Raw genomic sequence first — 12,145 nt, 5'->3', positions numbered from 1 at the left:
CCATGCATCGACGCATCGCTCCCGACACCGTCGCAGCGCCTGCGGGCGCCTACAGCCATGGCATTGCTGTCCAGGGCCCCGGCACATGGCTGCATGTCGCAGGCCAGATCGGCACGGACCGCGACGGCCTTCTGCTGCAAGGCTTCGACGCACAGGCCGACCAGGCCTGGAAGAACCTGATGGCGGTGCTCGCAACGGCCGGCATGGACGCGTCGCACCTGACCAAGGTCTCGACCTATCTCACCCGCGCCGCGGACCTGCCGCGGCTCAATGCGATCCGCAGCGTCTACCTCGGGTCGGCGCGCCCCGCCTCGACGCTGGTGGTGGTCGCGGCGCTGGCGCATCCGGACTGGTGTTTCGAGGTCGAGGCTTTCGCCTTCCGGCCCGACTGACCGCCATGCGCATCGCCGGCCGGTCTGCGGAACTGGACGCGCTGCTGCGCGAGGTCGGCCCCGTGTGGCAGAAGGACATCCGCACGGCGGGCGACAGGGTCAAGGCCGCCTACCTGCCCGTGCTGATGGCGGCGACGCGCAGCGGCATCGCGGTCACGCGCGAGCTGGCCTACGGAACGCATCCGCGCCAGGTGCTGGACGTCTATCGCCCGGCCACGGCGCGCGAAGCACCCGTGGTGGTCTTCGTGCATGGCGGCGCGTTCGTGCGTGGCGCCAAGGACATCAACGAAGCCATGTACGCCAACGTGCTGACCTGGTTCGCGCGCCAAGGCTGCGTGGGGGTCAACGTGGAGTACCGGCTCGCACCCGAGGCGTCGCATCCGCAGGGCGCCCTCGACGTGGCAGCCGCATGCGCCTGGGTGGCCGAGCACATCGGCGGCTTCGGCGGCGATCCGCGCCGCGTCTGCCTGATCGGCCATTCGGCCGGCGGCACCCACGCAGCGAGCTTTGCCTGCGATCCGTCGCTGGCCCACCTGCGGCGCGGCCTGCGCTGCCTGGTGCTGGTGTCGGCCCGGCTGCGCGCCGATACCTTGCCGGAGAACCCCAACGCGGCGGGCGTGCGGGCCTATTACGGCGACGACGAAGGCTGCTACCAGGATCTGGCCCCCATGGCGCACGCGGCGCACCTCGCGCTGCCGCTGTTCGTCGTCAATGCGCAGTACGAGAACCCGCTGCTCGACGTCTATGCGGCGGAATTCGTCCATCGGGTTGCCGTGGCCCGTGGCGTCGCGCCGCGCCACATGACGATGGCGCAACACAACCATGTGTCGATCGTTGCGCACTTCGACAGCGGCGAACAGCTGCTCGGCGAGCAGATACTCGATTTCTTTGCAGCTTGCTAGACCGCAACCACGATCGGAAACCGCGCCCGCAGTCCGTCCGCACCGCGCTCGAACGGCACGGTCACGGCGTCGCGCGCGGCCTCCGGCAGACGGCGCCAGAGCCCGTCGCGCGCATTGCCCGGGTCGCCGGCCACATAGAGCTGCGTCGTCAACAGCTCGCGCGCACCGAGCTTCACCTTGACGTGGATGTGCGGTGTGCGGCCGCTGTAGGGCACCGGCCGGATGGTGCGAAAACGGTAGCGGCCGTCGTCGCCCACGGCGACGCGGCCGAAGCCCTGGAACGCGGCGTCCGCGCGGTCGCCGTCACCCGGGTGGTGGTAGTGGCCGTTCTCGTCGCATTGCCAGATCTCGACCTGCGCGCCGCGCACGGGCTTGCCTTCCAGGTCGGTCACGGTGCCGTCGACCCAGGCCGGCTGGCCGCGGCCGTAGCGCAGCGTGCCGTTCTGCAGCAGGTCGTGGTCGGCATCCTGCGGCAGGCGCACGGGGTAGAACGGGCCTTCGGTCTGGGCTGGCGTGGCGATGCGCGCGGGCGCGGGTTGGGCGCGGGCACCGAGCCAGAGCGCGGGTGCGCCGACGATGGCCGCGGCGAGCAGAATGCGACGGGCGCTGTCAGGGGTGGGTTGGGCCGGTGCGCGCATGACGGGTCAGACCCGCGCCGCCGGTGCCGAGTTCCGCGGGCGCTTGAACGCGCCGCGTGCGCGGTCCACCTTCGAGCGGACCACGCAGCCTTCGGCGTGATCGTTGATGAGTCCCATCGCCTGCATGAACGCATACACGGTCGTGGGCCCGACGAACTTCCAGCCGAGCTTCTTGAGCGCCTTCGAGATCGCCACCGATGCCTCGGAGGTCGAGGCCGTCTGCGGCGTGTCGAGCGCTGCGGGTTCGTAGGCCCAGAAGAAGGCCGCGAGCGAGCCTTCGCGCGCGACCATCTCCTGCGCGCGTGCGGCGTTGTGGATCACCGCCTCGATCTTGCCGCGGTGGCGCACGATGCCCGCGTCCTGCAGCAGGCGCGCGACGTCGTCCTGCGTGAAGCGGGCGACCTTGTCGAAATCGAAACCCTCGAAGGCCGCGCGAAAGTTCTCGCGCTTCGCAAGAATGGTGCGCCAGCTGAGCCCCGACTGGAAACCCTCGAGGCTGATCTTCTCGAACAGGCGCCGGTCGTCGGCGACCGGATAGCCCCATTCGTTGTCGTGGTAAGCCGTGTATTCGGGCGTGGCCGCGCACCAGTGGCAGCGGGGGTGGCCGTCGGGGCCGTCGATCAGGGGAGGGGCTGTCATGCGGGATCGATCAGGGGTGTGGTGCGGCGCATTGTGCCAATATTGCGCGTTTGGCCGGAGGCGCTGCGCACGCTGCCTCCGGCGCATCGACAGAGTCCCATGACCGAACAGCTTCTTCTCCCCGGCATCGATCCGCCACCGCCGCCGTTGCGGCGCAAGCGCGGCACCGCCAAGCCCCGGGTGCGCCTGGCCCGCTCGCTGTTCTTCGCGATCTTTCCGCCGCCCGAGCTTGCCGGTTCGGTGGCCGCGCTGGCGGCGCAGCTCGACGATCGGCATGCGCTCAATGGCAAGCGGGTCGAGCCGCACCGCCTGCACGTCACGCTGCACCATCTCGGCGATTTCGCAGCCGTGCCAGCCAAGCAGTTGCAGGCCGCGCGCGATGCCGCAGCGGCGGTGCCGCCACCCGTGTTCGAGATCGTGTTCGACGAAGCCATGCGCTTCGACAAGAGCCAGGCCTTCGTTCTGTGCGCCGACGACAGCCGCAACGCAGCGTTGACGGCTTTCCGGCAGCGCCTGGGCGAAGCACTGGCCGACGTGGGCTTCAAGCCCGAGCACGGCTTCACGCCGCACATGACGCTGGCGCGGACCCCGCGCACGATCGCGCGGCAGGCCGTCGCGCCGGTGCGCTGGCATGCCGACGCCTTCGCGCTGGTCGAAAGCCATGTCGGCAAGGGTGTGTACGACGTGCTCGCGCGCTGGCCCGCCTGACGAGCGCCACATTCAGGCGCCGTCGGCAAAGTGGTCGAACAGCAGCCCGCGCAGCCACTGGTTGCCCGGCTCGCGGTGCACCTTCGCATGCCAGAACAGGTTGATCGCGATCTGCGGCAGCGCCACCGGATGGGGCCGCCACACCAGCCCGAACGGTTCGGCAATGCTCTGTGCGAGGCGCTCGGGCACGGTCGCGATCATTCCGCTCGCGCGCAGGATGTGGCCGATCGCCACGAAGTGCGGCACCTTGAGCCGGATGCGACGCTGGATGCCTTGCGCGGCCATCACGTCGTCGGCCTTGCCGTGACCGGTGCCGGCCGCCTGCACCAGCACATGGTCGGCCGCGCCGAAGTCCTTCAATGACACGCTGCGCTTGCGCGCGAGCGGATGTGCGGCAGAGAACAGGCACACGTAGCGCTGCAGAAACAGCCGGCGCTGGAACACGCCAGCCTTGAGCTGCGGCAGCAGCCCGATGGCGATGTCGACGTGGCCGGCCTCGAGCTCGTCGCGCAGGCTCGCGGGCGCACTGCTGTTGTTGCGCACCGTACTGATCGTCACGCCCGGCGCCGCGTGCGACAGCGCCTCCATGAGCCGGGGCGTGAAGTAGATCTCGCCGATGTCCGTCATCGCGAGCGTGAAGCTGCGCGTGCTGGTGGCCGGATCGAACACCACCTGCTGGTTGAGCGCGCCGTGCAGCGCGCCCATCGCATAGGCGACCGGCTCGGCCAGCTGCAGCGCGAACGGCGTCGGCTCCATGCCGCGCGCGGTGCGCAGGAACAGCTCGTCGCCGAGCAGCTTGCGCAGCCGCGCGAGCGCGTTGCTGATGGCCGGCTGCGAGAGGCCGAGCGATTCGGCCACCGCAGAGACGCGCTTCTCGGCCAGCATGCGGTCGAACACCAGCAGCAGGTTGAGGTCGATGTCCTTGAGTTGCATGCCGGACCTTTATTCATGAGCGTGATGTCATCGATTCACCAAATTCTATTGGTCAATTCGACACGGCCGCGCATCATCGCGGCACAGAGACAAGCCGGCCATGGCGCCCGACGCCGCCGGCCCAAGAAAGAGCCCCCGATGGACCTGCACATTCACCCGCTTGCCCGCACCCTCGAGGTTCGCCCCGGCGCGAACCTGCTCGAAGTGCTGCGCGCGCACGACGTACCCGTGTCGTACAGCTGCCTGTCGGGGCGTTGCGGCACCTGCCGCTGCAAGGTGGTGGGGGGCCAGGTGCTCGACGGCGGCCAGGACGCGATCCGCCCGGACGGGCAGGGCGAACGCTACGTGCTGGCCTGCCAGGCCACGCTGACCGAAAGCTGCGCGATCGAGATTCCCGAGCCCGACGAGGTGGTGGTGCATCCGGCACGCATCCTCAAGGCCACGGTCACGGCCATCGATGCGCTCACCCATGACATCCGCCGCCTGCGGCTCAAGCCGAACAAGCCGCTTGCGTTCTCGCCCGGCCAGTATGCGCAGCTGCAGTTCGCGCCCGACCTCGTGCGGCCGTATTCGATGGCCGGACTTTGCGACGACGCGGAACTCGAATTCCACGTGCGCCGGGTGCCGGGCGGGCGCGTCACCGACCACGTCTTCGACCGGCTGCAGCTCGGCGATGCGGTGCGCGTGAGCGGTCCGCTGGGCACGGCCTACCTGCGCACCAAGCACCGCGGGCCCATGCTCTGCGCGGCGGGCGGCACCGGGCTCGCGCCGATCCTGTCGATCGTGCGCGGCGCCGTCGCCGCCGACCTGATGCAGCCGATCCACCTGTACCTGGGCGTGCGTTCCGACGCGGACGTGTACGGCCTGGACGAACTGCGCGCACTCCAGGCGCAGCATCCGGGGCTGAACGTGCACGTGGTGGTCGTCACCGGCCCCGCGCGCGAAGGGCAGCGCCAGGGCCTCATCACCGATGCGATCCGCGCCGACTGGCCCGGTGGCTTCGAAGGCTGGCGCGCCTACCTCTGCGGCTCGCCGCCGATGGTCGAGGCCGTCACGCAGCTCGTGCGCAGCCGCGGCTTGGCGCCCGAGCAGATCCACGCCGACGCCTTCTACCTGCAAGGCACCTGAAGAATTCGAACGAAAGGAGACCCCACGATGACGACGCAGACCGTGTTCCCCATCGAACTCGCATGGGAGAACGACAAGACCAGCCGCATTCCCTTCATGGCCTACACCGACGAGGCGCTGCACAAGAAGGAACTTCAGCGCTTCTTCTACGAGAAGCACTGGTGCTACGTGGGACTCGAAGCCGAGATACCGAACCCGGGCGACTTCAAGCGCACCGCGATCGGCGAGCGCTCGGTCGTCATGGCGCGCGACGAGGCCGGTGAGATCCATGTGTTCGAGAACGTCTGTGCCCACCGCGGCATGCAGTTCTGCCGCGAGCGCCATGGCAACCGCAAGGAGTTCGTCTGCCCCTATCACCAGTGGAACTACACGCTCAAGGGCGACCTGCAGGGCGTCCCGTTCCGGCGCGGCGTGAAGCAGGATGGCAAGGTCCATGGCGGCATGCCGCCCGACTTCAAGACCGAGGACCACGGCCTGACGAAGCTCAAGGTCGCCTCGCGCGGCGGCGTGGTGTTTGCATCGTTCGACCACGGCATCGAATCGTTCGAGGATTTTCTCGGCCCCGACATCCTGCATTACTTCGACCGCCTGTTCGACGGCCGCAAGCTCACGATCCTGGGCTACAGCCGCCAGCGCATCCCGGGCAACTGGAAGCTGATGCAGGAGAACATCAAGGACCCGTACCACCCGGGCCTGCTGCACACCTGGTTCGTCACCTTCGGGCTCTGGCGCGCCGACAACAAGTCCGAGCTCAAGATGGATGCGCGCGGCCGCCACGCCGCGATGATCTCCACGCGCGGCAGCGCGGGCAAGGCGGCGCAGGTCACGCAGGTGTCGAGCTTCAAGGAGAGCATGCAGCTGAAGGACCCGCGCTTTCTCGACATCGTGCCCGAGCCCTGGTGGGGTGGGCCGACCGCGGTGATGATGACGCTGTTCCCGAGCCTGATCCTGCAGCAGCAGGTCAACAGCGTCTCGACGCGCCACATCCAGCCCGTGGGCCACGATGCCTTCAATTTCGTCTGGACGCATTTCGGCTTCGAGGACGACACCGCCGAGATGACGCAGCGCCGCTTGCGCCAAGCCAACCTGTTCGGCCCGGCGGGCTTCGTGTCGGCCGACGATGGCGAGGTGATCGAGTTCTCGCAGCAAGGCTTCGAGCAGAAGCCGTTCCACCGCACGCTCGCCGAGCTCGGTGGGCGCGAAGTAGCGAACACCGACCACATGGTGACCGAGACGCTGATCCGCGGCATGTACCGCTACTGGCGCGACGTGATGGAGGCGGCATGACGAAAAAGCTCGACCCCGGCGCCTACCTCGAACTCGCGGGGCTCTATGCGGCCTATGCACATGCGGTCGATTCGGGCCAGTGGGACCTGTGGCCCGGCTTCTTCATCGAACAGTGCAGCTATCGGCTGCAGCCGCGCGAGAACCACGCGCGCGGCCTGCCGCTCGCCACGCTATCGTTCGAGAGCCGCGGCATGCTCGAAGACCGCGTCTACGGCATCCAGGAGACGCTGTTCCACGATCCGTACTACCAGCGCCATGTGGTCGGCCTGCCGGTGGTGCACCGGGTCGACGACGACGGCGCGATCCACAGCGAGGCCAACTATGCGGTCTTTCGCACCAAGCTCGACGGGCCCTCCACCGTGTTCAACGTGGGGCGCTACATCGACCGGGTCGTGCCGACGCCCGACGGCCTGAAGTTTGCCGAGCGCCTGTGCGTATTCGACAGCGAAATGATCCCGAATTCCATCATCTATCCGATCTGAACCCCATGACCGAAAAAAAAGAACCCGACACCCACGGTGCGCCGCTCAGGCGCTTTGTCGACCCGGACTACCGGCCGCTGTGCGCCACGCTGGCCGAGGTGCGCCAGAACATCGATGCGCTCGACCGCAAGATCGTCGCGCTGCTGGCCGAACGCGGCCGCTACGTGAAGGACGCCGCGCGCTTCAAGCGCGATGCCTTCCAGGTGTCTGCGCCGCAGCGCCAGCAGGAAGTGATCGACAAGGTGCGCGCGCTGGCCGAAGCGGAGGGCGCCTACCCCGAGGTGGTCGAGGCCGCCTACCGCGCGCTGATCGCGGGTTTTATCGCGCGAGAACAACAGGACCATCAAGGCATGGTCGACCTGGAGGCAACATCATGAAATCGCTTCGTCTTTGGTTGAGCATTGCCGCAACCGCGCTGGCCGCGAGCGCCCATGCGCAGGAATGGCCGCAGCGCCCGGTGCGCATCGTGGTGCCCTACGGCGCCGGCTCGTCGCCCGACATCCTCGCGCGCATCGTCAACGACAAGCTCGCGGCACGCATCGGCCAGCCGCTGATCGTGGAGAACAAGCCCGGCGCGGGCGGCAATACGGGCACGGATTCGGTCAGCAAGGCGCAGCCCGACGGCTACACCTTTTTGCTGTCGGTGAACGCGCCGCTGGTCTACAACACCGTACTCTTCAAGAACCTGCCGTACGACCCCTTCAAGGACCTGGTGCCGGTCTCGCTCGCGGCCACCACGCCCAACGTGTGTGCGGTGTCCAACGCGATGAACGTCGATTCGGTCAAGGGCTGGCTCGCCGCCATGAAGGCGAACCCCGGCAAGTTCAACTTCGCCTCGACCGGCAACGGATCGATCTCGCACCTGGGCGTGGAGCTCATCAAGGCGAAGACCCAGTCGTTCGCGGTGCACATTCCGTACGCATCGTCGGGGCAGGCCGTCACCGCGATCATCCAGGGCGACGTGCACTACGCCTGCCTGCCGCCGGTCGCCGTGATGCCGCAGGCCAAGGCCGGCCGCCTCAAGGCGCTGGCCGTCACCTCGGCCGAGCGTTCGGCGCTGCTGCCCGAGCTGCCGACGCTGCGTGAATCGGGCATTCCCGACATCCAGGCCGTGCCGTGGTTCGCCTACATGGCGCCCAAGGGCACGTCGAGCGACGTGGTGCAGCGCATGAGCCGCGAGATCGCCGCGGTGCTGAAAGACCCCGAGACCCAGAAGCGGCTGCAGACCGCGTACTTCGACCCGGTCGGCAGCACGCCCGAGGCGCTCGCCAAGTTCATGGCCGACGAGCTCGCGCGCTGGAAGCCGGTGATCGAGCGTGCCGGCCTCAAGCCCGACAACTGAGCCAGGAACGAACACATGAGCACCACCACCTGGGTCGACGCCGCGGCGGTCGACGACGTTCCCGCCGACGACGTGATCGGCATCGAGGTGCAGGGGCGCGACATCGCGCTCTACGGCACCGAAGACGGCATCCATGCCACCGACAACATCTGCACCCACGGCCATGCGCGGCTGTGTGACGGTTTTCTCGAAGGCCACGAGATCGAATGCCCGCTGCACCAGGGCCGCTTCGACGTGCGCAGCGGCAAGGCGATGTGCGCGCCGCTCACCGAGGACCTGCGCAGCTATCCGGTGAAGATCGAGGGCGGACGCGTGTACCTGGCGCTGGACGCCTGAGCCGCGCCCTCAGCGCTGTGCGGCTTCGACCACGTCGCGCGCGAGCGAGGCGATGGTCAGCGGCGCGCAGCCCTCGGCGTTGTTGCTGACCGTGACGTAGGCGCGCTGGCCGGCGCCGGTGGTGCCGGCGATCACCTTCGCGAGCGCCGCGCGCGTCTCCGGGTCGGGGTCGACGATCCTGTCGAAGGGGCCGTAGAGCTTCTCGGCATCTTCGTAGCCGAAGCGGCCGTGCCGGCGGTGCAGGTTCCAGCGGCACACCAGTGGCCCCGGCCAGAGCGCGCGCAGCATCGGCAGTTGCGCCTCGATCGGCGGCATCTTGGCATGCAGGCCCATGCAGAAGGTGGCGCCCACGCTGCGCAGCATGGCCGCGAAGGCGGGTGAGAGCAGTTGCGGGTCGCGCACCTCGACGGCGATCACCGCGTCGGGCGCCGTTGGCTTCAAGTTGGGCAGCGCTTCGAGCATGACGCCGATGCGCGCGAGCAGCGCCGGCGTGTCGGCCAGCAGCTGCGAAGGAATCGGGCTCAACTGGAACACCAGCGCGCCGATGCGGTGGCCCAGGCCCTCGAGCGCGGGCTGCACGAACTCCTGGACCGCGAGCTCGCGGTTCAGGAACACCGGGTTGGCCTGCGTGCCGCGGCCGCTTTCGTCGCGCACCGTGGCATCGGTCACGAGGCTCGGCGCCTTCACCACGAAACGGAAGTCGTCGGGCACCATGGCCGCATAGCGCGCGTACTGGCTCGCGGTGAGCGCGCGATAGAAGTTGCGGTCCAGGCTCACGGTGCGAAAGAGCGGATGCTGCGCCAGCGCCGCGAGCCCGTTCTTCGACAGCGCCGACTCGGCGTACTCGCCGTCCCAGACGAGGTGGGCCCAGCCCGGATAGCTCCATGACGAGGTGCCGAGCCGCAAGGCCGGCGGCAGCGCGGAAGCCAGCGCGACGAGCGCCGGATCGATGGGCGCGGGAGCCACCGTGCCGCCGCGCGATTTCTTCTTCGCAAGCGGCTCGGCTTCTTGCGGGCCTGCGGCGGGCGCCTCGGGAGGGCGCGCGAGATCGGGAAAGAGGGGGTCCTGCAGTTCGGTCATTTCTGGGCCCGCATTCTCGGCCACGCGGGGCCGCCCCCGCCGCGCCGGGCACAATCCGCGCCATGAAACAGTGGTTGCGCACGCGGGGTGGCTGGTGGCTGGCATGGCTGGCGCTCACGGCCGTGGGCGCGGTGTGGCTGGCGCGCGCCGAACTCGCGCAACTGCAGCAGGACTTCGAGACCGATGCCCGCATTGCGCACCGGCTCATGAGCCAGCAGATGGTGCAGTACGACGCCGTGCTCGCGACGCTCGCGCTGCTGGAGCCCGGCGCCGAGGCGGGCCAGCCCGAGCAGCGCCTGCCGTCGGTGTATTCGTCGATCCTGCGGGTGCAGCGCCGTGCGCGCGACGAGCCCTGGCCCGACGCCCGCCAGGCCGACGCGCTTGCAGCGGCCGAGGCTCGATCGCGCAGCACGCGTCACGCCGAACTGGCGTCGCTGGCCTTCGCCGAGGCCCGCTACCAGCTCGTGATGGGTGCCACGCCGTTCAGCTATGCGCTCGAGATCGACCTGGCCGGCTCGGTGCCCTGGCGCGACTGGCCGATGAAACCGCAGGACAGTCCGGTGCGCCTGAGCCTGCAGCACGATGGCCAGCAACTGGTGCTGCAGCCCGGCAGGCCGGCGCCCAACGGCTGGCGCTTCGGCCTCTCGAAGGCGCTCGCCTCGCCGAGCCAGCCGTTCCTCATGGTGGCCGAGCGCGAGGTCGGCTGGGCCGAGCTGCCGTGGCGCAGCATGGCCGGTTGGGCCGCCGTGGTGGCGCTGCTGCTCGCGGGCCTGTGGGCCGCACAGCGCCAGCGCATTGCGCGTCGCCGGGCCGAAGAGCTGCTGCGGCTCGGCCAAGTGGCGCGGCTCAATGCGCTCGGCGAACTCTCGGCCGGGCTGGCGCACGAACTCAACCAGCCGCTCACCGCCGTGCTGGCCAATGCCCAGGCTGCGCGCCGCCTGCTCGACGACGATCCGCCCGACCTCGCGACCGCCCGCGACGCGATGGGCCAGGCGGTCGAGCAGGCCCGCCGCGCGGCCGGCGTGGTCGGCCGGCTGCGCCGCGTGATCGAGCGCCCGGAGGCCGGCGGCGACGTGCGGCCGCTCGTGCTGCAGGAGGTGGTGCGCAGCGCGCTGCACCTGCTGGCGCCCGAAATCGCGAAACGTGGCGTGGCCGCGCAGTTCGATGCCGGTGCCCAGGCGCCGGTGCGCGTGCAGGCCGAAGCGGTGGCGCTGGAGCAGATCGTGCACAACCTGCTGATGAACGCGCTGCAGGCGCTCGACCTCGTGCCGGCCGGCGATCGGCGCCTTTCCGTGGCCGTCGGGCGCAACGGCCAAGAGGGCGTGCTGACCGTCACCGACAACGGACGCGGTATCGCGCCCGAGGCCATGCCGCGTCTTTTCGAGCCTTTCTTCAGCACGCGGGAGGGCGGCCTCGGCCTGGGGCTGAGCCTCAGCGAGACGCTCGCGAGCGGCATGGGCGGCAGCCTGAGCGCCGCCCATGCGTCGCCGCGCGGCGCGCGGTTCACCTTGCTGCTGCCGCTGGTGGCGCCCCCTACGCCATGAATGCACCTGCCGCCGGCCCTCAGCCGCAGTCCCCGCTGGTCCACCTGATCGACGACGACCAGGCCGTGCGCGAGGGCCTTGCGCTCTTGATCGGCACCGTCGGCCTGCGCGTGCAGGGCTGGGCCGATCCGCAGGCCTTCATCGACGGCTTCGACCGCGCAGGCGTCGGCGCCATCGTGCTCGACGTGCGCATGCCCGGCATCAGCGGCCTCACGGTGCTCGACCGGCTGGTGGCGCAGGGCGTCGACCAGCCCGTGATCATGCTGACCGGCCACGGCACGGTGGAGATGTGCCGCCGCGCATTCAAGGCCGGCGCGGCCGAGTTCCTCGAGAAGCCGGTCGACGACGAGCAGCTGCTCGAGGCGCTGCAGCAGGCGGTGCGCCAGCATGTGCGCTCGCGCGAGCGCTCGCAGGCCGACCAGGCCGCGCGCGAGCGGGTGGCGCAGCTCTCCGAGCGCGAGCGCGAGGTGCTGGCCTTCATCGTCCAGGGGCTCACCAACAAGGAGATCGCGCGCACGCTCGCGCTGTCGCCGCGCACGGTCGAGACGCACCGCGCCAACCTGTTCGCCAAACTCGAAAGCGATTCGCTCGCGCAGCTGATCCGGCGCTATGCGCTGGTGGTGGCGCCGCAGGACTGACCGGCGCAGACACGCTCCGTCGTCTCCGTATTTTTACGGAGCGCCGGGCGTAGCCGTACGAATGGCCCGCAAGCGCCGCGGCTTCTACAGTTCGTG

15 protein-coding genes are annotated in these 12,145 nt (G+C 69.5%); 11 read left to right on the top strand and 4 right to left on the bottom strand.

Annotated features, from left to right (window positions below; genetic code table 11):
- Nucleotides 1-2: 2 nt before the first annotated feature.
- Together AC3A6J_RS06940 and AC3A6J_RS06935 are read left to right on the top strand one after the other, a co-directional pair.
- Nucleotides 3-392, top strand: a complete 390-nt coding sequence (locus AC3A6J_RS06940; protein WP_487859173.1) for a RidA family protein — start codon at nucleotides 3-5, stop codon at nucleotides 390-392.
- A 5-nt stretch (nucleotides 393-397) separates the two neighbouring features.
- Complete coding sequence (locus tag AC3A6J_RS06935) at nucleotides 398-1,294, top strand: alpha/beta hydrolase (RefSeq protein WP_487859172.1); 897 nt, start codon at nucleotides 398-400, stop codon at nucleotides 1,292-1,294.
- Here the strand turns inward: AC3A6J_RS06935 and AC3A6J_RS06930 are convergent.
- Both AC3A6J_RS06930 and AC3A6J_RS06925 read right to left on the bottom strand, forming a co-directional pair.
- Nucleotides 1,291-1,932, bottom strand: a complete 642-nt coding sequence (locus AC3A6J_RS06930; protein WP_487859171.1) for a dioxygenase family protein — start codon at nucleotides 1,930-1,932, stop codon at nucleotides 1,291-1,293. The genes AC3A6J_RS06935 and AC3A6J_RS06930 overlap by 4 nt on opposite strands.
- A gap of 6 nt (nucleotides 1,933-1,938) precedes the next feature.
- Entirely contained in the window at nucleotides 1,939-2,571 is a 633-nt protein-coding gene (locus AC3A6J_RS06925; RefSeq protein ID WP_487859170.1) for a DNA-3-methyladenine glycosylase I, read from the bottom strand.
- 99 nt (nucleotides 2,572-2,670) lie between these two features.
- Here AC3A6J_RS06925 and thpR point away from each other — a divergent pair, with 99 nt between their 5' ends.
- Nucleotides 2,671-3,279, top strand: coding sequence for an RNA 2',3'-cyclic phosphodiesterase (thpR, locus tag AC3A6J_RS06920; protein ID WP_487859169.1), 609 nt, complete (start codon nucleotides 2,671-2,673; stop codon nucleotides 3,277-3,279).
- A 12-nt stretch (nucleotides 3,280-3,291) separates the two neighbouring features.
- Here thpR and AC3A6J_RS06915 read toward each other — a convergent pair whose 3' ends face one another.
- Complete coding sequence (locus tag AC3A6J_RS06915; protein ID WP_487859168.1) at nucleotides 3,292-4,212, bottom strand: LysR family transcriptional regulator; 921 nt, start codon at nucleotides 4,210-4,212, stop codon at nucleotides 3,292-3,294.
- 138 nt (nucleotides 4,213-4,350) lie between these two features.
- Between AC3A6J_RS06915 and AC3A6J_RS06910 the strand changes: the two genes are divergently transcribed.
- From AC3A6J_RS06910 to AC3A6J_RS06885, 6 genes are read left to right on the top strand one after another with little or no spacing between them, the layout of a single operon-like run.
- Nucleotides 4,351-5,340: a 2Fe-2S iron-sulfur cluster-binding protein gene (locus tag AC3A6J_RS06910; protein WP_487859167.1), complete on the top strand. Its 990-nt coding sequence runs from the start codon at nucleotides 4,351-4,353 to the stop codon at nucleotides 5,338-5,340.
- Nucleotides 5,341-5,367: 27 nt separating this feature from the next.
- The gene (locus tag AC3A6J_RS06905; protein WP_487859166.1) at nucleotides 5,368-6,627 is read left to right on the top strand and encodes an aromatic ring-hydroxylating dioxygenase subunit alpha; all 1,260 of its coding nucleotides are present in this window, start codon (nucleotides 5,368-5,370) and stop codon (nucleotides 6,625-6,627) included.
- Entirely contained in the window at nucleotides 6,624-7,109 is a 486-nt protein-coding gene (locus AC3A6J_RS06900; protein WP_487859165.1) for an aromatic-ring-hydroxylating dioxygenase subunit beta, read from the top strand. Before AC3A6J_RS06905 ends, AC3A6J_RS06900 begins: the two co-directional genes overlap by 4 nt.
- 5 nt (nucleotides 7,110-7,114) lie before the next feature.
- Nucleotides 7,115-7,486 carry a chorismate mutase gene (locus tag AC3A6J_RS06895; RefSeq protein WP_487859164.1) on the top strand — a complete coding sequence of 124 codons (372 nt, stop codon included), beginning with the start codon at nucleotides 7,115-7,117 and terminating at the stop codon, nucleotides 7,484-7,486.
- Entirely contained in the window at nucleotides 7,483-8,451 is a 969-nt protein-coding gene (locus AC3A6J_RS06890) for a Bug family tripartite tricarboxylate transporter substrate binding protein (RefSeq protein WP_487859163.1), read from the top strand. The genes AC3A6J_RS06895 and AC3A6J_RS06890 overlap by 4 nt, the downstream gene beginning before the upstream one ends.
- 15 nt (nucleotides 8,452-8,466) lie before the next feature.
- Entirely contained in the window at nucleotides 8,467-8,787 is a 321-nt protein-coding gene (locus tag AC3A6J_RS06885) for a non-heme iron oxygenase ferredoxin subunit (RefSeq protein WP_487859162.1), read from the top strand.
- A 9-nt stretch (nucleotides 8,788-8,796) separates the two neighbouring features.
- On the opposite strand, the gene AC3A6J_RS06880 is transcribed toward AC3A6J_RS06885, so the two are convergent.
- Nucleotides 8,797-9,867 (bottom strand): DUF72 domain-containing protein, encoded by a 1,071-nt coding sequence (locus AC3A6J_RS06880; RefSeq protein ID WP_487859161.1) that lies wholly within the window; start codon nucleotides 9,865-9,867, stop codon nucleotides 8,797-8,799.
- A 62-nt stretch (nucleotides 9,868-9,929) separates the two neighbouring features.
- On the opposite strand from AC3A6J_RS06880, the gene AC3A6J_RS06875 reads away from it, so the two are divergent.
- Entirely contained in the window at nucleotides 9,930-11,411 is a 1,482-nt protein-coding gene (locus tag AC3A6J_RS06875; RefSeq protein WP_487859160.1) for a sensor histidine kinase, read from the top strand.
- A complete protein-coding gene (locus AC3A6J_RS06870; RefSeq protein ID WP_487859159.1) occupies nucleotides 11,408-12,049 on the top strand; it encodes a response regulator transcription factor in 642 nt (213 codons plus the stop codon). The genes AC3A6J_RS06875 and AC3A6J_RS06870 overlap by 4 nt, the downstream gene beginning before the upstream one ends.
- The last annotated feature ends 96 nt before the right edge of the window (nucleotides 12,050-12,145 follow it).

This window comes from Variovorax sp. Soil_C_39 (assembly GCF_057656815.1).
Note: the sequence above shows the minus strand (reverse complement) of the source record. Positions and strands in the feature narration are given on the sequence as shown.

Bases quoted from the DNA above. Each gene is read 5' to 3' on its own strand.
- AC3A6J_RS06940 (WP_487859173.1), top strand. From the start codon at position 3: ATGCATCGACGCATCGCTCCCGACACCGTCGCAGCGCCTGCGGGCGCC.
- AC3A6J_RS06935 (WP_487859172.1), top strand. From the start codon at position 398: ATGCGCATCGCCGGCCGGTCTGCGGAACTGGACGCGCTGCTGCGCGAG.
- AC3A6J_RS06930 (WP_487859171.1), bottom strand. From the start codon at position 1,932: ATGCGCGCACCGGCCCAACCCACCCCTGACAGCGCCCGTCGCATTCTG.
- AC3A6J_RS06925 (WP_487859170.1), bottom strand. From the start codon at position 2,571: ATGACAGCCCCTCCCCTGATCGACGGCCCCGACGGCCACCCCCGCTGC.
- thpR (WP_487859169.1), top strand. From the start codon at position 2,671: ATGACCGAACAGCTTCTTCTCCCCGGCATCGATCCGCCACCGCCGCCG.
- AC3A6J_RS06915 (WP_487859168.1), bottom strand. From the start codon at position 4,212: ATGCAACTCAAGGACATCGACCTCAACCTGCTGCTGGTGTTCGACCGC.
- AC3A6J_RS06910 (WP_487859167.1), top strand. From the start codon at position 4,351: ATGGACCTGCACATTCACCCGCTTGCCCGCACCCTCGAGGTTCGCCCC.
- AC3A6J_RS06905 (WP_487859166.1), top strand. From the start codon at position 5,368: ATGACGACGCAGACCGTGTTCCCCATCGAACTCGCATGGGAGAACGAC.
- AC3A6J_RS06900 (WP_487859165.1), top strand. From the start codon at position 6,624: ATGACGAAAAAGCTCGACCCCGGCGCCTACCTCGAACTCGCGGGGCTC.
- AC3A6J_RS06895 (WP_487859164.1), top strand. From the start codon at position 7,115: ATGACCGAAAAAAAAGAACCCGACACCCACGGTGCGCCGCTCAGGCGC.
- AC3A6J_RS06890 (WP_487859163.1), top strand. From the start codon at position 7,483: ATGAAATCGCTTCGTCTTTGGTTGAGCATTGCCGCAACCGCGCTGGCC.
- AC3A6J_RS06885 (WP_487859162.1), top strand. From the start codon at position 8,467: ATGAGCACCACCACCTGGGTCGACGCCGCGGCGGTCGACGACGTTCCC.
- AC3A6J_RS06880 (WP_487859161.1), bottom strand. From the start codon at position 9,867: ATGACCGAACTGCAGGACCCCCTCTTTCCCGATCTCGCGCGCCCTCCC.
- AC3A6J_RS06875 (WP_487859160.1), top strand. From the start codon at position 9,930: ATGAAACAGTGGTTGCGCACGCGGGGTGGCTGGTGGCTGGCATGGCTG.
- AC3A6J_RS06870 (WP_487859159.1), top strand. From the start codon at position 11,408: ATGAATGCACCTGCCGCCGGCCCTCAGCCGCAGTCCCCGCTGGTCCAC.